The sequence below is a fragment of the Trichocoleus sp. Lan genome (genome assembly GCF_039961855.1).
In the GTDB taxonomy this organism is placed as follows: domain Bacteria; phylum Cyanobacteriota; class Cyanobacteriia; order Cyanobacteriales; family FACHB-T130; genus FACHB-T130.
Genome location: NZ_JAMPKA010000011.1, coordinates 40,647 through 63,646 on the forward strand (window position 1 = coordinate 40,647; position 23,000 = coordinate 63,646).

At 48.3% G+C, this 23,000-nt stretch carries 15 protein-coding genes; 2 read left to right on the forward strand and 13 right to left on the reverse strand.

All coding sequences use genetic code 11. The features are described 5' to 3' along the window. Positions 1–67 precede the first annotated feature (67 nt). From NDA03_RS11660 to NDA03_RS11675, 4 genes are all read right to left on the reverse strand, one after another. A complete protein-coding gene (locus NDA03_RS11660) occupies positions 68–688 on the reverse strand; it encodes a dienelactone hydrolase family protein (RefSeq protein ID WP_190528533.1) in 621 nt (206 codons plus the stop codon). Positions 689–712: 24 nt separating this feature from the next. Then, the gene (locus tag NDA03_RS11665) at positions 713–1,342 is read right to left on the reverse strand and encodes a Crp/Fnr family transcriptional regulator (protein ID WP_348232733.1); all 630 of its coding nucleotides are present in this window, start codon (positions 1,340–1,342) and stop codon (positions 713–715) included. A 320-nt stretch (positions 1,343–1,662) separates the two neighbouring features. Continuing rightward, positions 1,663–3,525: a biosynthetic-type acetolactate synthase large subunit gene (gene ilvB, locus NDA03_RS11670; RefSeq protein ID WP_190427129.1), complete on the reverse strand. Its 1,863-nt coding sequence runs from the start codon at positions 3,523–3,525 to the stop codon at positions 1,663–1,665. 343 nt (positions 3,526–3,868) lie between these two features. After that, entirely contained in the window at positions 3,869–5,125 is a 1,257-nt protein-coding gene (locus NDA03_RS11675; protein WP_190412632.1) for an MFS transporter, read from the reverse strand. A gap of 457 nt (positions 5,126–5,582) precedes the next feature. Here NDA03_RS11675 and NDA03_RS11680 point away from each other — a divergent pair, with 457 nt between their 5' ends. Beyond that, the gene (locus NDA03_RS11680) at positions 5,583–5,897 is read left to right on the forward strand and encodes an RNA-binding protein (protein WP_190412631.1); all 315 of its coding nucleotides are present in this window, start codon (positions 5,583–5,585) and stop codon (positions 5,895–5,897) included. Between the two features lie 464 nt (positions 5,898–6,361). On the opposite strand, the gene NDA03_RS11685 is transcribed toward NDA03_RS11680, so the two are convergent. The 6 genes from NDA03_RS11685 to NDA03_RS11710 all read right to left on the reverse strand — a co-directional run bounded on the left by NDA03_RS11685 (position 6,362) and on the right by NDA03_RS11710 (position 17,051). Next, the gene (locus NDA03_RS11685; protein ID WP_190534738.1) at positions 6,362–9,217 is read right to left on the reverse strand and encodes a hypothetical protein; all 2,856 of its coding nucleotides are present in this window, start codon (positions 9,215–9,217) and stop codon (positions 6,362–6,364) included. 105 nt (positions 9,218–9,322) lie between these two features. Further along, on the reverse strand, positions 9,323–11,488 hold the full coding sequence (locus NDA03_RS11690; RefSeq protein ID WP_348238089.1) for a hypothetical protein: 2,166 nt from the start codon (positions 11,486–11,488) through the stop codon (positions 9,323–9,325). Positions 11,489–11,717: 229 nt separating this feature from the next. Further along, positions 11,718–12,977: a DUF4159 domain-containing protein gene (locus tag NDA03_RS11695; protein ID WP_348238090.1), complete on the reverse strand. Its 1,260-nt coding sequence runs from the start codon at positions 12,975–12,977 to the stop codon at positions 11,718–11,720. 61 nt (positions 12,978–13,038) lie between these two features. Continuing rightward, entirely contained in the window at positions 13,039–14,118 is a 1,080-nt protein-coding gene (locus NDA03_RS11700) for a phage tail protein (protein WP_348238091.1), read from the reverse strand. Positions 14,119–14,303: 185 nt separating this feature from the next. Next, entirely contained in the window at positions 14,304–16,511 is a 2,208-nt protein-coding gene (locus tag NDA03_RS11705; protein ID WP_348238092.1) for a putative baseplate assembly protein, read from the reverse strand. 126 nt (positions 16,512–16,637) lie between these two features. After that, on the reverse strand, positions 16,638–17,051 hold the full coding sequence (locus tag NDA03_RS11710) for a GPW/gp25 family protein (RefSeq protein ID WP_190412625.1): 414 nt from the start codon (positions 17,049–17,051) through the stop codon (positions 16,638–16,640). Between the two features lie 628 nt (positions 17,052–17,679). On the opposite strand from NDA03_RS11710, the gene NDA03_RS11715 reads away from it, so the two are divergent. Next, positions 17,680–19,356, forward strand: coding sequence for a WD40 repeat domain-containing protein (locus NDA03_RS11715; RefSeq protein WP_348238093.1), 1,677 nt, complete (start codon positions 17,680–17,682; stop codon positions 19,354–19,356). A 141-nt stretch (positions 19,357–19,497) separates the two neighbouring features. Here NDA03_RS11715 and NDA03_RS11720 read toward each other — a convergent pair whose 3' ends face one another. The 3 genes from NDA03_RS11720 to NDA03_RS11730 form a co-directional block, all read right to left on the reverse strand. Beyond that, positions 19,498–19,788: a PAAR domain-containing protein gene (locus tag NDA03_RS11720; RefSeq protein WP_190412623.1), complete on the reverse strand. Its 291-nt coding sequence runs from the start codon at positions 19,786–19,788 to the stop codon at positions 19,498–19,500. 113 nt (positions 19,789–19,901) lie between these two features. Beyond that, the gene (locus NDA03_RS11725) at positions 19,902–21,995 is read right to left on the reverse strand and encodes a VgrG-related protein (RefSeq protein WP_348238094.1); all 2,094 of its coding nucleotides are present in this window, start codon (positions 21,993–21,995) and stop codon (positions 19,902–19,904) included. Positions 21,996–22,444: 449 nt separating this feature from the next. Next, positions 22,445–22,975 (reverse strand): hypothetical protein, encoded by a 531-nt coding sequence (locus tag NDA03_RS11730; RefSeq protein ID WP_348238095.1) that lies wholly within the window; start codon positions 22,973–22,975, stop codon positions 22,445–22,447. Between the last annotated feature and the right edge of the window lie 25 nt (positions 22,976–23,000).

Genomic DNA, 23,000 nt, shown 5'->3' on the forward strand with positions numbered 1-23,000 from the left:
TGGAAGGGAAGACTCGACACCCACTACCCATTTCACTTTGACGACTGCTATTAGCGGCTAGCGCCGATCAGATATTTGCCTTGACAAACTTCCGCATCACTTCTAAAGCTGCCGGTTGAACCTCATGCCCCATATCAAATTCCTGGTATTGTACCGATATTCCTAGTGCTGTTAAAGCGTCCCGTGCCTTCTGGGCAGCACTCAGCGGCACCACAGAATCTTGTCTCCCATGCAAAATTAATACAGGTGGATAAGTCGCATCAGGTTTTGGAGAGAGAGGATGCAAATAGCCGCTCAACACGACTAAACCCGCTAAAGGTAAATTCAATCCTACATCCAGCGTCATTGCTCCGCCTTGAGAAAATCCACACAAAATTGTGCGTGAAAGAGGGACTCCGGTAGAACTTTCTAAAGATTTGAGCCACTCAGTTAGCATTTGCTGACTTTTGACTAAATCCGCAGACTGCGAACCTCCTGGCTTTCCAAATTCGTACCACATTCGCCCCCCCGATACATAGGGATTTGTAAAAGGGGCATCGGGCACCAAAAACTGATACTCCGGTAAATTCAAAAATGGGGCTAAGGATGCCAACTGTTGGGCATTCCCTCCAAAGCCATGCAATACGACAATCAACCCAGCGGGCTGTTGATTCGTTGCCGATGGAACCGAAATTACTGAGAGAGACAGAAGCTTACTCCTAACAAATGCGACTCACCAATCAGAGATGCTGGCAAAGCTCTCATCTTTTAGGATAATGTGGCGATCGCAATCCAGGCTAATCGATCCCTGCTGCTGTAGCTTGCTGAGCAATCGCGTGATTGTCACGCGGGTGGTACCAATGGCGCTGGCGATATGTTGATGGGTGAGGCGCGCCCCCAGACGAGTTCCACCCGCCACAGGTTGACCGATTTCTTTTTTTAACAGCAACAACAGTCGCTGCAAGCGATCTTCGACCCGTCGCTGTCCGACAATGGCTAAAAGTGCCTCTGCTTGCCGCATCCGTCGTCCCATTTGCGGCAAAATCATCTGAGATAGACGTGGGGAAGCTTCAATTTCTGTGACTGAAAACCATCTTAAGTAGACATCACAGAGCGCCGTTGCCTGATAGGCTTGCAGCAAGGTCATCCAAAGACCAAAGAATGTTGCAGTTCCTGCCCAACCCAGCAACACTTCTTCACCATTCGGGCAAAGGGTACTCAGCTGCACCAAACCTCGATCGATCTGCCAAATGCCCTGTGGCACGAGGGGAATTAGGTCTCCCTTGGCATAAAAATGCAAACGACGCCCTTCATTGGGATCGTATTGATCGATTGCTAGAACTGCTTTGGAAGTTGGAGGCATGGCTGTAATTATTTCCAGCTATGAAAATTTGGCGATGGATAGCCACTGCCACTGTAACCCCCAAAGGTAAAGGAGAAGTAATCTTTTGATTACTAAAGGCTTAAAGACGGTGATTTGGGAGTATTTTTTGATTGTGCTGTCGCACCTTTGAAGGGTAAAGGCGATCGCATCTAAATTGTTCCAGATTCACCCTAAAAATAAAGAGACTGGCGATTGATAGCCAGTCTCTGTTTAATATTCCAAAGGAAAAAATCGGTAATCCAAACGCTAAGAATCCATCAGCAATTGGTCAAAAACTCATCACCGATCGCTGATTACCCTTAGATTTTGGTGCCGCAATCCGGACAGAAGTTGTTGCTGGCAATGTTTTTCGCACCGCAACCGCTGCAATAGACTAGCTCTGTGGCTTTTTCCAACTTGCGGCGTTCTGGCAAGCCAATCATTTGAGCGTTACTCTTGCCAGGAGCCACCATTGGGTAACAGTTTTCGTCCCGTTTAACTTGGGCTTCCAGCAAAACGGGGCCATTGTGAGCCAACATTTCGGCGATCGCATCTTTCAGTTCCGAGCGATCGCGGATCGACATTCCTTTAATCCCGAATGCCTTTGCCAGCATCACAAAATCCGGCATCCCCACTTCCATATTTGAGGACGAGTAACGCTCTCCGTAGAACGCCTCTTGCCACTGACGCACCATTCCCTGCCAGCCATTATTGATAATAACAGTCTTGACATTTATGCCATATTGTGCCAGCGTCCCCAGTTCCTGTAAATTCATCTGGAAACTGGCATCGCCGCTAATACAAATCACCTGTTCGTTTGGCAGCGCTACCTTAGCACCCATCGCCGCTGGCATCCCGTACCCCATCGTGCCTAAACCGGCACTGGAAATCCACCGACGCGGCCCATTTTTGAGAAATTGCGCCGCCCACATTTGGTGCTGACCTACGTCTGTCGTGTAGTAGGCTTGGGGAGCTTGATTCGCTAGTTCTGAAATCACCTCTTGCGGTGCCAGACTATCGGGATATTGGGGCACCACGAGGGGATAGTCTTCCCGCCAGCGATTAATGCGTTCCAGCCATGCTTTCGTTTGATTTGGCTCAAAAGCCGCGTTGGTTTCCTGACATCGGCGCAGCAAGTCAATCAACACGTTCCGCACATCGCCGACAATGGGAACTTCCGGAGCGCGATTTTTTCCTACTTCTGCGGGGTCGATGTCAATATGAATGACCTTGGCGTGAGAAGCAAATTCATCCAACTTACCCGCCACGCGGTCATCAAATCTAGCTCCCACCGCAATCAGCAAGTCGCACTCGCTGACTGAAAAGTTAGCGTAGGCGGTGCCGTGCATCCCCAACATTCCCAGTGAGAGGGGATGGTTCTCGTCAAATGCACCAATGCCCATCAACGTCGTTGTTACGGGGATTTGGAAGAGTTCCGCCAGTTCCTGAATTTCTGCATGGGCACCAGATGTAATCGCGCCTCCACCCACATAGAGCAACGGCTGCCGTGCTTGCCGAAGTAAAGTACACGCTGCATTGATCTGACGAGGATTGCCCTTCACTGTAGGACGATATCCCGGCAATCTCACCGTATCCGGCTCCACCGGCACATAGTCAAATTCCGCTAATGCCACGTCTTTGGGCACATCAATCAACACGGGTCCCGGACGTCCCGTACTGGCGATGTGGAACGCTTCTGCCACAATCCGCGCCATGTCTTCGGGATCGCGCACAACATAGGAGTGTTTCACAATCGGCAGCGTAATTCCGAAAATATCGGTTTCCTGAAACGCATCGCTGCCAATCGCGTTAAGAGCCACCTGCCCCGTGACTACCACCATTGGAATCGAGTCCATGTGGGCTGTCGCAATGCCTGTCACTAGGTTCGTTGCCCCAGGGCCAGACGTGGCAAAACAGACCCCCACCTTGCCGGTGGCACGAGCATAACCATCCGCCGCGTGAGCCGCGCCTTGCTCGTGTCTTGCCAAAATGTGATGAATCCCGCCATCCGTTTGTGCCCGATACAGTTCATCGTATATCGGCAGAATTGCACCACCCGGATAGCCAAAAATATGTTCAACACCGTGACGCTTCAGACTGTCAATCAGGGCAAAGGCACCTGTTCTGCGGCTGCTCATTTGACGTATTGATTCTTTTTCCGAGACGCTTTGCGATCGCACCATGAAACCTCTCACTATAGCTACGTTCTTTTTTAAGATTTCTATCTAATTCAGCATTAGAAATAGGGGTTTAATTCTTAAGTCTAATCCTGATATCAATTCCTGTCGAGGGATTAACCCCCCAAAAACTCGCGAGTGTTTATTTTCTGTGACTTTAAGGTTTATTGTTTCGGTTCACGCCGCCAAGAAGGAGGTGCGCCAAGGATACTGGCTAAGGGCGGCTGACTTGATGAACGCGCCTTCAATCGGGTTGTAACGCTGAGCGCGTCCCCTTACCCAGCAAAAGGCAAAGGCGTTTCTAGGAAGGACTGGCTACAAGATTTTACTCCTCAGTCCTCCTTTCAAGCTAGATGACATCTTCCAAAACATTACGGGTACTGAGCCACGCCCAGACCCCAACGATATTCACAATAATGCTCATTCCCAAAAGAACGCCTCGCAAACCAAATTGATCCGTAAGTGGGCCAGCGATCGCTAGCGGCGCACTCAGTGCAATATTGACAGCATTATTCTGAAACCCAAAGACTTTGCCGCGCATATTTTCTGGGGTTGAGGCTTGAATCAGAGTTTGCATGGGTACGCCAATGAGCGAGGCACCCAGCCCCAACAGCGCACTTAATCCTAAGCCCATCCAGAGATTTGTCGTCAACGTAAACACACCCAACACAAAGCCCATACTCAAAAAACCCAATAGAGGCAAAGGCTTGTGGTGGAAGCGATCGCCCCAATGCCCCAACACCCCCGCACCAAAAACCATACCCACCCCAGCAGCGGATAATAAAAAGCTAAATTGACCCGGCTCATTGAGACCAATTTCCTTTGCCAGCTCAATTGCCAGTACAGTTAAAGCCGCAAACACCGAATATAGAATCGTCAGTTGTACCATCGCAGTCCGAACCAGGCGTTTTTTCCATAAATAACGGAAGCCTTCTTTAAGATCATTCCAAGGATGAACTGCGATCGACTCAATCGGAATCGGAGCTTCTACGACTTTCACTAACTGGCTGAGACCAGCAGCCAACAGGTACAGAAGCGCCACCAAGAATTCTTGACCATAGGTTCCCCCCCAAGTTCCGGCTAGACTCAACAGCGGCTCGCCCACAGAGAAACCGACAATCAGAGACCCCATCATGGTGGTTGTAAACAGCGCGTTTGCTGTCATTAAATTTTCGCGCTTGACCAATAGGGGAATCGCCGCCTGCTCTGCTGGGGCAAAAAATTGCGTAACTGTCGAGAGCAAAAACGTAATTACTAAGAGAACTAAAAACTGCTTTGGCAATATCGGAAGCAATAGTATCAATAAAGCGCGAATCCAATCAGAAGCCACCATAATTTGCTTCTTTGGAAAGCGATCTACAAAAATACCGGCAGCTGAGCCAAAGAAGATTGCAGGTAGTGTGAAAGCTACCATGATGGCGGAACGCATAGAATTTGCCCCCATCAGCGACGTCTGATAGTTTTCCAGCAACGCAATCAACAAAATGAAGAAGACCTTGTCTGCTACCTGAGACACGATCTGCCCTACCCAAAGAATGAGAAAAGGCCGATTCTTCATCAGAGCGCGAAAGCCACTACCAGAAGCCGGAGGTTCAGCTGGAAACATAAGAAGAGTTCAGGAGCCTCTTGAGTACATCTTTAAGTGTGCGCTGGCGAGAGTCACTTGTGCCAGTCGAGTAGCCACTTTTTGTCAAAGTTCTTAAAAGCCACATCTGCCATAATCGCTATCCCACTCTATATGCTAAGAAGCATCCAGTCTCGTAAAGATTCCAAAACCCATGACTTTTCCCGCATCCGTAGGGGTTAGAACCCCTGTATAGCTGTTGTTTTTACCTTGTGTATAAACCGCAATGCTTCGCAGAAAATTGTCACTCTTTAAATTACGAAATCATTCCCTTGACAAATTTCATATTGTTTTCCTTGATGGCGAATGCCTGAAGCCCGATCCTGTGCTAAGTTAATCACTGAGAATTTAATTCGGCTAAGTGAGTTGGTTGTCTACGTTGACAGGCGTCTCTCCGAATCTAAGTCTCTACACCATCTGCAGAAAGCGAGATACTTCCATGTCAATCTATGTAGGCAACCTATCCTACGACGTCACCCAAGAAGACCTCAGCCAAGTTTTTGCCGAATACGGAACTGTTAAGCGGGTTCAGCTACCCACTGACCGCGAGACAGGCCGCCCACGGGGTTTCGGTTTTGTAGAAATGGAAACTGAAGCTGAAGAAACGGCTGCCATTGAAGCTCTAGATGGAGCGGAGTGGATGGGTCGAGATTTGAAAGTTAACAAAGCCAAACCTCGTGAAGATAGAGGACCCTCTGGCGGCGGCGGTGGTAATCGCAGACCCAGTAGCGGTGGCTTTTCTCGGCGCTACTAAGTTTTAAGACAAAAACATTAACAAGTCTAGTCTCCAGCAGATTGACACTTCCACTGCTCCACGCTGTTTTTACTTTCTATATATAGAATGGGCGTTCTAGCAGTGGATTTTTATTTAAAAATGCTGACATTTCTAAAATCCTGAATTGTTAACCTTCCTTTACATTTTTGTTGGCATCAGGTATTAAGTAGTGCTGATTCAATAAAATTTTGACGGGTTTTAGAAACTTTTTAGTCGCAAATTCCCTACTCCTTTAATTAAGATTGACAGAGCCGTAAGGGGGAAAAGCTAATGAAATACATTGCTCCCAACCCCAAGACCTAGTCAGTAAGTAGGATTAATTATTTGTGGGATGGGCTAAGCGATCGCGTCACCCCTGTAAGTGTTGGGCTTGCTAGGTCAATCCCACCTCCAAAAATCTTCAATTGAATTACATTCGCTTACTTACCCAGCAGTTAATTCAGTCAGTCAGGACGGGGGGGTAATTCAGAGGGCGAGAGCGAACCTGGTTCGCTGGGGGTTGGTACGGTAGCAGGATTGGCAGGATTACCAGCGGCAGGAGTAGCAGTGGTAGTACCGGCAGCAGGAGTACCGGCAGCAGGGGCACCCGTGCCAGAAGCCTCTGGGGTACCAGGGGCAGAGGTTGCGGCGGGGGCACCCGCTGCTCCGGGAGGGGGCGCTGGGGGCAGCGGCGGTGGGACGATTGGAGCCGGGGCTAAGGTAGGTGGAGCGGGGACTAAGGTAGGTAGAGCCGGGGCTAAGGCAGCAGGTGGCGGTGGGGGTGGCGGTTCAAAAGTTTCAATGGTAACCGCTCTGCTAATTTGTTCGCCAGCTCCATTGGTGACTTGCAGCGTAATCGTTTCACTACCCGGTTTCTGACTGAGAGTGTAGGGGATACTGCCCTGAACGGGAACCGTACCGGGTGCCGGAAGCAGCTCAACTTTAATATTGCTGCCGCCTTCTACTTTCCAAGATATTTTAAGAATTTCACCAGGTTTTACCTGATTGACTGGAACAATATATTTGGGTAAAGCTTCTTGATTGTTGATTTTAAAATTAACAATTCTCGAAGGTTGGGCTGTAATTTTAATCGCATCCGTCTTCTTGGAATCTGATGGTTCCTGTTGTCCTGTATTGGGAACGACCATCATTTCAAAGATGTAGTCTCCTGGTTTGCGGGCATCTGTAGGCACATTTTTACAGATTAGCGCTGCTTCGGCAGTACAGTATTTTGCCAAACCCTTTGCAACACCTTTGCTGAAGTCAAACCGCTTCAATACACTATTTACCGTACCGTCAGGCGAGCGCCCGATCAACTGCAACTCTTTGATCTGCTCTGGATTCACGACTCTCCAATTGAGGTGAATTTTATTGGCATTGGTGGGCTTACCAGGAACTTCTGCATAAATCGGTCTTGTAGAGGAAAACTCGATAATTTTTGGGGGAGGCTCCGGTTCAATTTTGATCGGACTGGTCTTCAGCGTATCCGATGCGACATCTTTTCCTTTTTTGGAGAAGACTTTCAGTTCAAAAACATAGTCACCGGCTTTGCGGGCATCTGTCCGCACATTTTTGCAGATTAAAACCTGACGAATCGCGCAAAATGACTTGAGTTGCTCTGGAACACCCTGGCGGAAATCGTAAGAAATGGGTTCAACGGTAGCTGTACCGTCAGGCGATTGCCCGGTGAGCAAGAGCGACTGAATCTGATTTGGGTGGCGAATTTGCCAACTCAGACGAATTAAGTCATCTTCAGATGCTTGATAGAGAGCATCTGAAGAGCTAAATTGAAGAATTTTTGGCGACGGCTTTGGCTTAAAGAAGATCAACCAAATCAGGAAAGCGATCGCTACCAGAATTCCTAAAGAAAGCAGTAGTACCAACAGGAACTGCCACCAAGGACGGGGTTCCCAATACAACGTCCCTTGTGGGGCATCATTAATTAAGGGCAACTGCTGCGTATCTTCAACTTCAACGCCGAAGCCGATCAACCTCCCTCCCCCATACAGAGGGCGACGCCACCACTTGAGCGGTTTTACCTGAACTTCGGCGATGGCTAAGGAAAAAGGCGCTATCCGTATCAAGGAAGGCGAGACCGTGTAAGAACACACATCCTCCTCATCCAAACTTTTGGCTCGCAGGATAACCTCGCGCGAGGTGTTGCCCCCATTGTTTAATCTGAGTTCGTACAATCCGGATAGGCGTCTCACCTTACCGACCAGGGTGCGGAATTCTACGGTCAGAAGGTAAGTCGGGAGAATTTCTAGGTAAATGACATCCAGCAATACCAAGTCTGGATTGTTAACAGAATATAAGCGAACGGTAGGATAGTAAGTTCCTGCCAGCGCGTCCATTGGCGGGTTTAACACCAGCAGAATTTGCCCAGTATCTCCGGGGTTGAGGTCTAATCCTGTCGTCGTTGTCACCAGTCCCGGCGACTCTAGCCCTTCCGGATAACGCACGCTAAACCATTTCTCGTCCAAATCCGGGCACATCAGCCGAAACCGATCGACTCTGGCAGAGCGGTTGTGTACGTTCACCACAACTTGCAACAGCGAACCGGGTTGGAGACGAGCCGGAACCGCAGAACTGGTGATTGGCTGAAGACTAAAGGTAGGATCGCTAACCCGAATGGCAGTCTCAATCGGCGGTAAAACCTGAAGTCGCGCTTGATGGCGGATCGGGGTATCTTCCGGGTAGTGCTGCGGCGCATCGACGACCAACAGGTAGGGGTAGGTGCCCGGTTTCGTCTCGACTGGCACCTGAAACTGAAAGATGACCTCGCTGGTAGAGTTGGAACCTAACGCCAGTCGCTGATGGGGAGAAGTACACCACTGACGGAGCGGTTGGGATACTTCATCGATAAAAATATCAATTAAGGCGCTTTGATTGCCCTTGTTGCTGACCGTGATGCAGAGATCGAAGGTCGCTCCGGCGACGAGGGCGTAGTCTCCGGAAGGATTGAGGATCACCGCGAGGGGATTACCGGGAGCCAGCGCTTGGTGGATGGTTTTAGGCAACTGCTGAGCGCCTCGTTTGGCAGCAAGACGCATCCGATAGCGTAATTCGCCTGCTACTTCCGTCTCCTGTACAAAGCCTTGAGCAACCAGATCGTCCAACAGCGCGATCGCTACGTCTTCCCCTGAGCCTGTACGATCTGCCACCTCAGCCAGACTAACTTCGGATTTTTTACGCATCATCCATTGCACGATCTGTCGCTGGGACTCAGGCAGCGTCAGGACATCGACCATTGTGAGACCACCGGCTTTTTCATCCTGTCTCTCTAAGGAACCAGCATCGAACGGTTGTCTCGTTGTCATTGTTTCCCTCCCCAGAAATAAGGACTGAGGAGACGCGATAAATCGGCGTCTCTACACGGCTGAAAACTCAGTGAGGCTTCTCGCTCAGTTCTCCGTTTTTTCACCTCAGTTTTGTTGGTCGCACTGTAGTTGGGGTAGCCGATCCGCACGTTTTAACCTCACTTCAGTATCGTCACTACCACTCAGCACAAAGATAGAGTTTCCGACCGTCTTAATATCTACACTATTAATATGCCAAGACTGACCAAACGAGCCATCGATTTTTCTGCCTTTTAACTGAGAATCCCGCTTACCTTCAGCAGTCAGAGGCCAAAGCATCACTCGTCCGTCATCCCCTCCACTCACCAAGTAGCAACCATTTGCGCTCAATGCTACCGAGCGAACTGACTTGCCGCCATGACCATCCGACCATTCATCCAAAACTTCACAAGGTCCCTGCTCGGCAAGACATTTTTGCATATTCCATAAGGTAATGTACCCCTGGTTATCAGCAGTGACTAAAAGATTCGGCTTGTATTCAGCACTATCCAAGCTGACGATGTAATCTTCCTGACCTCCTTGGCGAGGATAGGATACGCGCCCCCACTTGTCTTTTGCCAAATTCCAGACGACAAATTGGTTGAAGCGTCCTGCGATCGCTAGGTTTTTATCCGCTTTTCCCACCAATGCCAGAGCATTCACGACAAAATCAAATTTCTTCCCTCGCAGCGGTTGATTGGTAGCGTTAGGATTGTCGAGGTCGCGTTCCACATCCCACACTGCAACTAAACCACTCCCGTGACCGCTTAATAGATAACGCGAGTCTTTGGTGAATTCTAGAGCTAAAACCCGATCGTCCTTTTGGAACGAGAAAGAATTTATCGGTTGCTTTCTTTCTCCCGATACATTCCATAGCTGGATCTCTCCATTCTCCAAGCCTGCGGCAACCACATCATTGTCTACTGGTTTATAGCGGATGACCCGCACAGCTTTACCCGCCTTTCCCACAACTCCCATTTGTTGATTAAGCAAGGGATTCAGAAAGCCTGAAGTGCGCCATCTAATTGCGGTTTGGTCATTCGAGCCAGTAATGAGTTGCTCTCCGAGTCCATTAAATTGCACCGACGTGACAGAAGCTTTGTGTCCCCAAAATGGGTTGTAAGGGTTTAGCCACGACAGCGCCCAGAGCAAGAAAAGCAGCAAGATTAATCCAGTTAACTGCATCCAGATAGGGAGAACTGGCCGGACAAGCAGTTTCAAGATTTGGGTGTCATTTCGGACATCTAAGCGCTCATCCGACACAATCGCCTTAACTTCCAAAAGAAATCTTTGAACTGAACCCAACCACCGGCGTTTCCTCGTACAGACTAGCTGTAATTGAGTCGTCTCACCTGGCTTCAGGTCTGCCACTTCAGGGATGATCTGCAAATGGAATCTCCGCCGATCTTCCGCATTGACTTCGCAACTTACTTGCTGAGTTAAATTGCTGGCATTCTCAAAATTGAGTTTGTAAGTTGCGGAGTTAGACTTCCATCTCGGCAGCAAATTCCGCGATGGAGGGATTTGCTGTAAGGCTGGGGTGCAACTGAAATCTATAAATCCCGCAGCAACAACCTTAATGGCTCCTGCATTCTTTGATGGAGGACCATTGTGCTGAGTACATTCAACGGAAAAAGGGTATACCTGGCTGGGAGCAAGGGTGGCAATGGGTATTTGGCATAAGAAACTTGTTTCTACCTTGCTACCGGGTGCAACTTGCAGCCGTCGTTCGGCACTCTCGGCTAGCCAAGTCGGCTCTATGCCCGCAAAATGTAGCACGACGTTGGTGGACAGTTGGCTGGGATTGTATACCCAGACTGGTATCTCGATCAAATCTGTCGGATGAACAACAAATTCTCGGACTGGCAGCTCAACCTGCATGGGGATAGAGCCAGTTCCCTGCTCAATGGATATCCTCAGAAGTTGTCTTTCTTCTTCCCGCAGTTCCATTGAGAAGATGCGGACGGTGATATTCATTTTGCCGACAAACCCAGGAACGGGCGTGTCAGTAATCGCTACATAAAACTTTGTACTATCTCCAGGGGGTGTTTTGGCGCTAATTCCTGGAGATAGTTTATACCAGGAATTAGCTAAACTAGAGTCAGCACCAGCGGCTAGTAGTTCTACTTGAAAAGTTGCAAATTGATTGCTTTCATTCGTAACTGTTACTTCAAAGGCAGCGGGTATCCCTCCCGGTTTGTATCGAAGTAGCTGGGTGGATAATTTAGCGTAGATTAAACTTTTATTTACCATCGAAAATATACCTTTTTAGCGATAGCAGTCTTATTTGATTGAGGAGAGCTACCTTTTTTATGAACCGAGAAGACACAAATAGCGCTAAGGAAGAAGGAAAGAAGAGAGAATTTTATGAGTTCATTAGAATTACTTTAGTACCTAAATATCTAAATAACTGTTATCCGTTGCTAGCAAAAAATAAGAACACCGGAAAGATGCCTAGTTTGTGTTTGGAGTAGAGAATCTTTTAAAATTGTAGTTTGTCAAAAATCGCTTGTTTGACAGAGGGTTTGGCAACGGTTGACACAGGATTGTCTGCCCTTAATAATTGGGTGAGTTGCCGTTTGCGCCATGCGAAATGCAGAAGGTTTATTCCCAATTCTTGGGCGGTACGAATCGTTTCTCGCGGTAGTAAAAGCTTGTCATCTAATCCCCATGCTGCTGAGAGATTGCCAACGACTAAGATAATTCCTCCTCCATAGCCGAGTTGAATGGGCTGTTGATTTAAACTAGGTAAGGCTGCAAACAAGAAAGGCTGTGTCCGCAAGGGATGATTTCGGCTCAAGCGTTTGATATCCTCTAAGGGAGTTCCGAGTTGTTGAGCGATCGCCATGATGCTCTCAATCAGTTCTATGGCATCGGTGGCAGCATCGACTAGCAGGATACCCCCTGTCTCTAAATAATTTTTCAGGGCTTCAAATTCTCGATCGTTCAGATAGAGTGCCTGACGACCCGTGAAGTAAAGTAGGTCATAGCCTAAAGCGGCAAGCGGCAAAGACTTTTCGGCACCCAAAAAGGGAACTTGTCCAATCAGATCCGCTCCCTGTAAGCTTGGGTAAAGTGCAGGAACCGAATTGAGTAAGTACGAAAGATTGGAAAAACTGCGCCCATCGGCAGGTTGCTGCTGCGTGACTTGGGCAACACGGACAACTGCTTGAGGACGCGATCGCGCGATCGCTCGATAACGTAAATCTAAGCTATTAACTGCCGGAAAAAATACATCGCTGGGATTCTGTAGTTCCTCTGACTCGGATTGCAGAAAAATTCGGCACAATTCCACTTCCATTTCACTCGGTGGAGTGGTCTTTTCATCAAGCCGGAAGGTTTCCTTTTCAAATTCACGAGACTCTTTCCGGCGCAATTTCTCCGGATCTACATAACTAATCGCTAGATAAACCATCTGAGGGTTCTCTGTCAGCGTCTCACCCGACACCCGAAATTCAATCGGTTCGGAAACAACAATCGGGTTTCCCGCCACGTCAATCGCAATTCCCGGCTGAATTTGTACCCAACGCCCATCCCGGAATTGCGGCGCGACATCCGCTGGTGCTGCAATCAAGCGCACGCCTAAACCGCAAACAATTCCTGGCTGGTTAAGAGACTGATAATGGATATTCTGTCGCTGTCGGTGGTACTCATGCGCCCGACGCCAACGGTCGGCATTCATCAACAGACCATCAGTAACCTGGAGACGTTCTAAAGGATTAGTTGGTGGGGGTGGAAACATAATGATTAATGGCTAATTAATGATTGCTAATTATTAATGACTTATGGCTTTTTTACTCACATTACCCAATACTGATTACCTCTGTGATATCAAGATCGTAAGTGCAGAAAGCCGGTTTTTCTTGGTCGATGATGTGCCGCACCAATCCTTCATCGACTTGACCAGGTCGCTCAGGTCGCAGGCGTACAATGAAGTGATAAGGACGCCCACCGCCCAACATGGAGTCTTCACCAAGGCGCGTTTCTCCTAACAGGAAACCTTGACCAAAAATTTCTTCAATACTAATGTGCTTATCAGCTTCTTCAGGTAGATGGTCGTCTAGGGGCAAGTCTGTATACAGATGTAGATAGAGCCGCAACCCCCGTCGCGTTCCTCGCCAGCGATAAAGTTCTACCGCCTGACGAATTAGATATCGCTGCCGATTTAGACTCCAACGGGCGTCCATCGGCCATGCTACCCAGTGGGCAAGAAAGGGTAACAGCGTCGCTGGCGCAGTTAACGGATCTAAATAAGCCCACAGGAGATCCATTGACTGCACTGCGGGTTCAAAAGTCTCCTCAAAAATCTTCAAAAAGCGACCAATAAAGTCTACTTCCCGATAGAGACTGGGTAAGAAATCTAGGTAGAGACTGCGGGGACGGATATAGAGGTTGAAGGCTGCGGATTCGATCAGTTGTCTGGCTGGTGTGACAAGCCCGCCCGTGCCTCCTTGCTCTGTATAGTACACATGAAGGCGGCTATGATAATCGACGACTAGGGTTCCACCCGACTCTAAAGACTGGTTGTTTTCAAAGAAGTTGGCTGGGATTTGGAAATATAACACCGCATCCATCTGCTGACCTGGAGCAATTTCATGCCCCTCCATCCCAATGCGACACCATTGGCTTGGGAAGTTGCCCTCAAGTTGCAGGCTCACGTCTAGGATTCGGGTTCCCAGGTTTTTTAGCTGCACCACCATTTCACTGGGTTCGCCTGGATACACGAGCAATTGATTGCTCGTCATGCCTTCGGTACTGACACTGCCACTGAGTGCCAGGGCATTAGCCGTGCTACTCGCCCCCACTGGCTGAACTGCCTCGGCAAGCTGCATGGGGGTGAGTGTCAGGTGTAAGATTTTACCGTGCGACGTGCTTTGAGTCATGGTCTGTGGTGAGTGCTGAAAATCAGGGGTGAGGGCGGAAAACTCAGTGAAAAATCAGACAGTGGAAAGCCAGAAGCCAGCAGTTAAAAATTGAGAAGAACTGATACTACTTTCTCATTCTGTTCACACTTGCACTGAGTCCGTGCTTCGCACCGCTTCGCTAACAGTCCTCATCCCTCAGTCCTTTATTGAATGAGGTTGACGACATGACCGGAGCGCAGGCGAGTGTTCAGCCAGGAACAGACTAGCCCTAAAGGGCCGGGATCGATGACCGGATTTTGAGGCAGTGTACGAACCCAGGTTTGTTCCTGCTGACGCAACTCAAACAGCTGCACCACACCTAAATAGCGAACGCCTGGAATTTGCTGGAATAAGGTAACAATGTCTGAAGGATAAACGGGGCGTCCGAAGGGCCAACCTTTCCCATCCATGCCGCCAGTAAGTGGGTTGAGGAAACGGTACAGCGCTACCCGTAATTTCAGCAGAATTTCTTCTTGGGCGCGGGGGTTATTGTACTCTGGCTCCAGTGCCACTTCAGTCTGAACAGACACTCCGACATATTCGGGTGCTTGCAGACGCACTTGCACTCCCAGCAGCCGTCGCTCATTCAGGTAAGCGTGGATTTGTTCGCTCAGTTGAGGGCTGAGGGAAAATAGGTCTGGGTGAATGCCTTCCCCCCGCGCGATCGCATCGGTATTCGCCTGGGGCACCAGCATCAGTCGCACGGTTCCGGCTTCGCTACTATCGGTAGGGGTCAGACAACGGGCACGCGCCACGCCACCGCCAGCTGCCTGTAGTGCCAGTACCTCAAAATCTTCGGGGGTGACGGCGCGATCGCGGGTGCGGAGCATTGCTGGCACTCGGACGACGGCATCTTCCAAAGATTCGGCGTCGGCACCGTTGCGGGCGGGGGTATGGTTAATGACTCTAGCAACGTAGGGAACGGCTGACTTGGGGATGGTAATGGTTCCCCGTTGAACATTGCCTTTTCGACCTCCTCCCGTGCGGTAAGCGACCATGCGAATCGCGGAGCCTTTGGGCGGCACTGCACCATATTGACGCTCTAGCGATCGCACTTCTTCAGGACGGGCGCTAGCATTCAACAGGCGATCGCTCACAAGGTGCTGCATCTGCGTTCTCGCGCGCAACTGAGTCTGCTGCTGGAGTTGGGCGGGTTCTCGAATCAGGGGGCCAAACTGAACCATCCCAGTCCGCGAGTCAATCGTGTAGTGAAGATCCTGAGGGCCAGAATCAGCAAAGTCATTAACTTCTGTCCATATTTGAGGCAATGCTCCAGGCGGACTCACCAGAATGTATTCATCTTCCCGCCGTGTCAAAACCGGAACGCCTTGCAATTGGAAAGTTTGACCAGGCGTCCCCTCGCTTTCTCCCAAAAGTTCATTTCTAATCTGTTCGCATTGAGAAGCGAGGACGGTGCCACCAATCGCCCTCACCGACAAACTCACAATCCGCGGGGAACTACTGTAGCCCGGTTGTGTAGGGTCGATGTGACTATAAACGCAGCGTAGCCAGCGACCTTGGTAGGTAAGGAAGTGGCTCACCGGCCAGCGTTGGGGCAGATGTAGCACGATATCCCCACTTTGGAGGGGATTGCTCCCAGTCCGGGCGAATTCGCTGAAACTAAATCCTTTCGTGCCATCATCAGCTTCCTGCAACAAAACCGGCTGCCAGTACGCGCCATTCCAAGCTTCCCAGCGGCGAGGAGGCGCGTCGGGATTAATCCCAGTAGATGTCGCAACTTCTCCTTTAAACTTGACTGCCAAAACATTCCCTTCGCATTCGTCCTCCGGGTCGAATACCAAGTAAAAGCAATTTCCCGGCTGGGGTTGCTCATCAAAAAAGGCTAATTCTCTGCCCATCCACTCACCGTCAGGGCGCAGAGTCCAAAGGTTCGTGAAGCGATCGCGCAACATTTGGGGAGTATCTTCAACCGTCTGAGCGGTTAGAAAATGTCGGATACTGGGCTTGCCAATCACCAGCGGCTGGTTGGTACTGAAGACAATCGCTTGCTCAGTTTCTGTCCTGACGGTCGCAATTTCCACTCCAGATGGAATCGTATACGGTTCGGGCAAAGCAGCACTTAGATAAAAAGTCAGGTCTGTCTGAGCGGGAACCGGAGCTTGCAAGCGAACCCCTAGCAACTCTAAAAAAGCAACGTAGTTACGACGGGGAACTTGGTTAAACCGCAGCAACATTTGATCGGTCAGCCACGCAAATAGCTCAATCAGCGTGATGCCAGGATCGCTAGGGTTATAATTCGTCCACTCCGGACAATAGCGAGGAATCCGTAGAATGCACTCATCTACTAAATCTTTGAATGTCCGATCATCTAAATCAGACTTCGGTAACTTGGGTAAAAAATCAAAGTCCATTATTAATAAATAATCGGTAACTAGGAATTGGTAATTAGTAATTGGGCAAAAGTTATAGAAATGCGATAAATGAGTAGGGATTTTGAATTAAAGAATTCTCTTGTTACTCAGAACCCTCATGAACCATCACTCCTCTTTGCCGTTCAGATAGAAAGGATAGACCAAGCTCCGAGCATCATAAGTGCCCTTAGGATGGTATTCCACAATAATATCCACTCGGCCTCGGATGGGATCGGGGTCAGTCCGCACCAAATCGATGACAATGCGCGGCTCCCACATTTCTAGAGCTTCTTGGACGTGCAAGCGCAACAGGAGAAGGGTTTGAGTATTCATGGGCGCAAAGACCATCTCCGATAAGCGCGACCCAAAATTGGGTCGATACACCCTTTCTCCGATTTCAGTCCGCAGGATAATCCGAATAGATTCTTCAATATTCCGTTCTGCCGAACTGAGTTGAAGCCCTCCCTGTACGTTCACCCGTAGTGGGAAAGACCATCCCGTACCCAAGTGGCTGCGCTGCTTATCCGATCCTTCTGGCATAAAAGTGACTCTGTGCCTAGTATCGCAGCTACTTTACTAAAGCTGAAAGTCCCCGACTATTCGCCAAAAGTCGAGTTATCCCAAGCTGTCTGTAGTCCTAGGTTCTAGAGGCGGTGCCCTTCTACCTCAAAGCGGGTTGTAGCCGAAGGCAACAGTCGCCAAGCGCAGCCAGTCACCAGCACATACAACATTGCTTAAATGACCTGAATCAGTTTGACACTGCGGGAGCTACCCCGTGTTTAGTGGCTGACTAATCGTTGACTCTCTACCCAGTATCCTGTTTTTGATGGAAATGGAGGTTTTATAAAACCGGGATGCTCTTTGTGTGCGAGGCATACTCCAAGAATTAGTAATGTAATAAGTCGTGCTTGGACAGCACCCCAGAGCAAGTGGTTGGAGCGAATTGGTCAGCAGTTGAAGACAGAGGTTATTGTGGAGCGGGATGCTTTCGCTTGCGGAGCGTTTAAGGCTTAGGGTGGAAACTTTAGCGACTGAACAAGACTTTTGAAGGGTGCTTAGAAGAGATTCTGCTGAAAAGTAACATTATTCTTTAGGAAAGTGCAAGCTCAAATCTGTGGTTTTCTTACAGATATGATTTAGACACCGAATTTAAGATTCTTTTATTGTTATGACAGAACAAATAAGGGAAAAATTCATCTATAACGGGAAAATTTACTATTTAGCTGGCTTAGAACCTTCTTTAAAATATCCGGTTGATGGGATTAATTCTACAGCCGAAGAATCGGTAGATTTTGATGGGATAGAAGATAAAATATTTGATTTATTAAATGAGGAATCAGTTCCTTCAAACGTAATAAAAGTAGGAGTCTTAATTAGACCGCACGACTATGGGATGAAAGAGATTCTATTTTCTACAGCTTGCCGGAGAGGATTTTATTCAACCTATGAAATTGTTAATGAAGAATTGTTTTTGAAGGAAATGACTGTCGGTAGTGTTACTGGTGGTCATAAACCTATAGAAGGAGTTATGCCAACCTACGATAACCATAGTGGTTTTTGTTATCGGAATCTTAAAATTTTTACCCGTTTTACTGGGACAATCACCTTAGGTAAAGACTTCATTGATGGAATTTTCTTAAAACCTCTTTTGGAGATGACATTTTATCAAGGCAAATTAGTTGCGGTTCAAGACCTTTCATTAGACATTTCCATTAGTCTTGCTGTTATCTTTGGCGGGTTAGAAGCTGTTAAGAGACGCTTGGCTAGTGCAGTGCCAGCGCAAAGAATTCTTGCATTAAGTGGTGCCCTCTATTATGGCGAATCAGGCTTGGATTTGGTGATTCCTGCTTTGCTAGATGAATCGGCACAGGTAATGTGGGCTGCTTACTCGCTACTGCGGACAAGGACGGAAACGAAAGCCAAAATTGCCTTGCAAGAATTCAATCCTTATCAATTTTTTGAATGTCTTTGTACCTTTGAGGGGCATTCTGACTATGTTAGTTCGGTAGCGATCGCGCCGGATTGTGAAACCATTGTTAGTGGCAGTGGCGATATGAATATCAAAGTGTGGGATATTCTGACGGGCAAGTGTAGGGGCACCTTCGAGGGGCATTTAGCCTCGGTTGATTCCGTAGCAATCGCGCCAGATGGTAAGACTTTTGTCAGTGCTAGTAGGGACAACAACTTCTGTGGTAGAGGGGGCTTAACGAGTATCAACGTATGGGATATTCTGACGGGCAAGTGTCAGCGCAGCCTACAAATACTAGGAATATTCCCAGATGGTAAAACTTTGATTCATGGTCGTCAGTATAAAACCATCAAAGCGTTAGATAAAGAGACGAGGGAGTGCCTCCGCATGGTAAATAAGTTTTTATGGGATGTTTATTTCGTAGCAATAGCCCCGAACGATCAAACGATTGTTAGTAGCAATGATGACAACATCCTCAAAGTGTGGGATATCGAAGCAGGTAAGTGGAAGGGTTCGCTACAGGGGCATTCACGCCGAGTTTATTCCTTAGCAATAGCCCTGGATGGAAGGACGATTGTTAGTGGCAGTAAGGACAATACTATTAAAGTGTGGGATCTCGTGACGTGCGAGTGTAAGGGCACACTAGAGGGACATTCAGACTATGTTCTTTGCGTAGCAATAGCGACGGATGGTAAAACTATTGTCAGTGGCAGTAAAGACAACACCATCAAAGTGTGGGATCTTGAGACGTGCGAGTGCAGAGGTACGCTAGAGGGGCATTCAAACGTAGTGAGTTCCGTAGCAATAACCCCAGATGGAAGGACGATTGCTAGTGGCAGTTACGACAACACCATCAAAGTCTGGGGAATTCGATAAGGGAAGTTTGAAGTATTCCCTGGCGAGGATGATTTGGGCAATTCAGGGCTGCCCTCGTCGGGATTTGCCGACGCACCTTGGGGAATAAACGATCGCTAACCCAAACTAGAAATAACGAATTCTACCTCTTATAGTTGCTCATTAAGGAGCAACTAATACAGTGACTCCTGTGGCAATCACAGGTAAAGAAATGGGAACTGGAGGCACAGTAGGAGTTGCTCCCACTGCCATTGTGCCCATATGCGCCACTGGACGCCCGCAAGCCAGAACGGTGACAGAACAAGGCATCGCGAGAGCGCCAGCAATTGACGGACCCGTGACAGCATCTCCCAGACAAGCGATAGGTCGCCCCATAACTAAAACGGTTGGTGCCCCCGGTCCGATAATGGGACTACCACTAGCGACATCGCCCAATACGGCTACTGGTAACATAAAACCTTCCTTAATCGTTAATCGAGAATGGCTAATTGTGTACCACGTTTCTATGGTTAGGCATTAGCCATTGGTCGCGATCGCAATTGCTTCTTGCCCGCTCCCCTCAATTGTTAACAATTCAGCCGAATCAGCGGTGCGGTCATACTCGCTGTGGCAGCTGCCATAATCGCCACCGCAGCACCTGCTTGCAGGTTCAACGCTGCGCCAGACTGTACGCTTACAGCAGCAGCCGACTGCGCCGACAAAGCACCGCCGGATTGTAGCGACAACGCCGCACCAGCTTTCATAGTGGCAGCACCCCCAGACTTCAAGTCTAAAACTCCGCCTGCTTGAGCGCTTAACTTGGCTGCGGTTTGAAGTTCTATGCCAGCAGGTGCGAGTTTTATACTACTAGGGCCTGATTGCAGCAGAATTTCCATTGGTGCTGAAATACTCACTTTTTGCACTGCCTGCATCGTGATGGTGTTGGTCATGTCATTCATCAGCAACTTCTGACCGCCAGTTGTTGTGATATCCAGCTTCTTATTGAGATCGTCGATGAGGATCTTATGACCGCCTTTGGTTTTAATTTCGATCTTCTTATTTTGATCGTCTAGGCGCACATAATGACCGTCAGTCGTTTTAATTTCCACAAACTTTTCGCTGTCATTCATGTGACATTTATGAGCGCCTATCGTCTCAATGTAGACACCAGCCTTGCTAGTATCTTTATCCTCTTCCACAAACTGTAATTTATGCCCGGTACGGGTTTTAAATGTCCGCAGGCGGACTTTGCCTTCACCTGAAATTGTATTATCCACATCTTCCGGCGGTGCATCTGTACCGTTCCAGACACCGCCAATGACGTAGGGGCGATGAATATCGCCGTGTTCAAAGGCAACCAATACCTCGTCATTGACCTCCGGCAGACAGTCAAACCCGCGATTTACACCAGCTCCGGCTCCCACCACTCTTGCCCAGTTACTTTCGTGTTCCTCTGTTAAAGTGGGAAACTTTACTCTCACTCGACCCCATTTTTTGGGATCTTTGTTATTCGTGACAATTCCTACTAACAATGTTTGCCCTGCTTGGAGATGGGTTCGGGGAGACAGGGTTGCCAGAAGATCGTCTCCCCGCAATCCACGCACGCTAAATTCGGTAGTGTAGAACCGTTCCTGATAAACGTGACGGGTTGTCGTGACGTAATACTTGCCGCTGTATTTGCCCATACTTGCCAAGTCCACGACCCGTCCCGGTCGAATTCGAGGATCGCCTTCAGCTTTGGCATCAGCGTAGACAAATTCCCCCGATAACTCGTTATACAAAGCTTGCGCGATCGCGTCTGATTCTGCCTGAGAAGAGACTGGCTGATCGACAACAATCATCTTGGGGGTACTGCTAAAGCTAGTGCTAGTTGCTTTGCCCTTGCCTTGTTTGGTATCGGTAATGACTTGTGTTGTTTGACTGCTTTTAGTAGATGCAATCACCTGTTTACTTTTATAATCCCAAGCTCTTACCTCAACAGAATCTACCTGCTCGGCACTTGTTACCCGAACTTGGAAACTATGTATTTCTTGTAACCACTTGAGAGCCAAAGAAGCACCCGCCACCGGCTTGCGGAAGTGCAGTTTCCCATCTTGCACAAACAACTCAAAACCGTTCCGGGCTGCCCGTTCTCGCAAGAATTCCATGTTGGTTTGATTTTCTTGGAAAATATAGCCAACGGGATCGCCAAAGCCATAAGGCCCGCCACTTTCGTCAATGGTGCCCGCTGAAATCCCCAATTCACCAATAATCTGCCGAACAATGTCGGTGTCGGTCATGTTTTGGAAAGAGCGGTTGTAGCGTCCCCGATGTAGGCGGTGGGAAACGTCATACCCGCGAATCACGACCGGAGCTTGAGAACCACTGGTAAAGTGGGTTTCAATTGCTGTAATCTCGCCATTTAAAATGTTGCCCTGCTGTGGATCGTCAAAATCAGCATCTTCTGTAGTGCTAGATTTAAAACCTATTTGAACGGGTTTACCAATTGTTAATAAGTTTTCGTAGCGCCAAAGTTCATCCCCTTCGCGTCCCGGAAAGTAGTCGTTCCTGATGATTAGGGTAAACATGGCTGGGAGATGGAGGCTTTCTTCCACGGAGATTTGAAGAATATCTTCCATCAAACTCACAGGAGCATCATCTCCATCAATTTTTATTTGAGGATAGGATATATACTTTGGCATTTGTAGGCAACATGTAAATGATTTTAGATTCTAAATTTTAGATTTTGGATGAAAGACTGACTGGCAATTTTTTATTTTTTGGTATTTGAACTATAGGGATCTTTTGCTTTATTGCCTGACAAATCTCGAATTTTTAGACCAGATTTTGTAATCTTAAATCAGAACTGTGAGTTTAGTTGGGTAAAAAAACGCTCTACCAAAACTAAGCTAGGATTTTTTAAAACAATCAGGCGTTTTGTTAGTCAAGCAAGGTAATCTACACGTGGATAATTTCTCAATCACCGAAAGGATATTTAAATCCGTGCAGACGTTCATCCAAATTCAAAATTTAGACCGCAAGTTTCAGCTAGTTTAGAAGAAACTCTACGCCCTCGCCCATTCTCCAAAGGTCGAACTACAATTTTTTTCTAACCGTTCTGGTTCGGCGCAATCCAACAAATGATGACCGTTCATGTAGCTTTTCGAGTCTTGCTGCCTCGACTTTCCCCGACGCGATTCACACTAGAAGGAGCTTCTGGAGAGCCTGGGGGGATAAGTACATCTACTTCGTGGAGGGTCAGGTTAGCTGAAGCACGCACTGGAGTGCCATCAGGCAAAAACATGGTCAGTTCGTAGCTGAGCGATTGCACAAAGCAACGGAGGTATTCTTGGGCACCCCAAGTAAAGACATAGACGGGCGGGACATCTTGACCATCGGGAAACTCAACAGCTTTTTTTAGTTTGTTGATGTACCAGAGGACGCTGGTGCCTTCTTCATAGGTATCAAACAAAATTTCTGAGATAGTGAGTTTGTAAGGATCTATACTTTGGAAGCTGACTTTCGGCAGTCCTTTAGCAGTACGTGCGCCTTGAGGAGAATTGATTTGAACACTCCTGCTGAAGGAAAGCTTGGTGGGGTTGAACATGAACTCGATGGTGTCCACACCCTGTGCTGGAACCTTTGGAATAAGTTTTGCTTTGACCAAACGAGTGGTTGACATATTATTCTCCTTAATAATGGCAGTG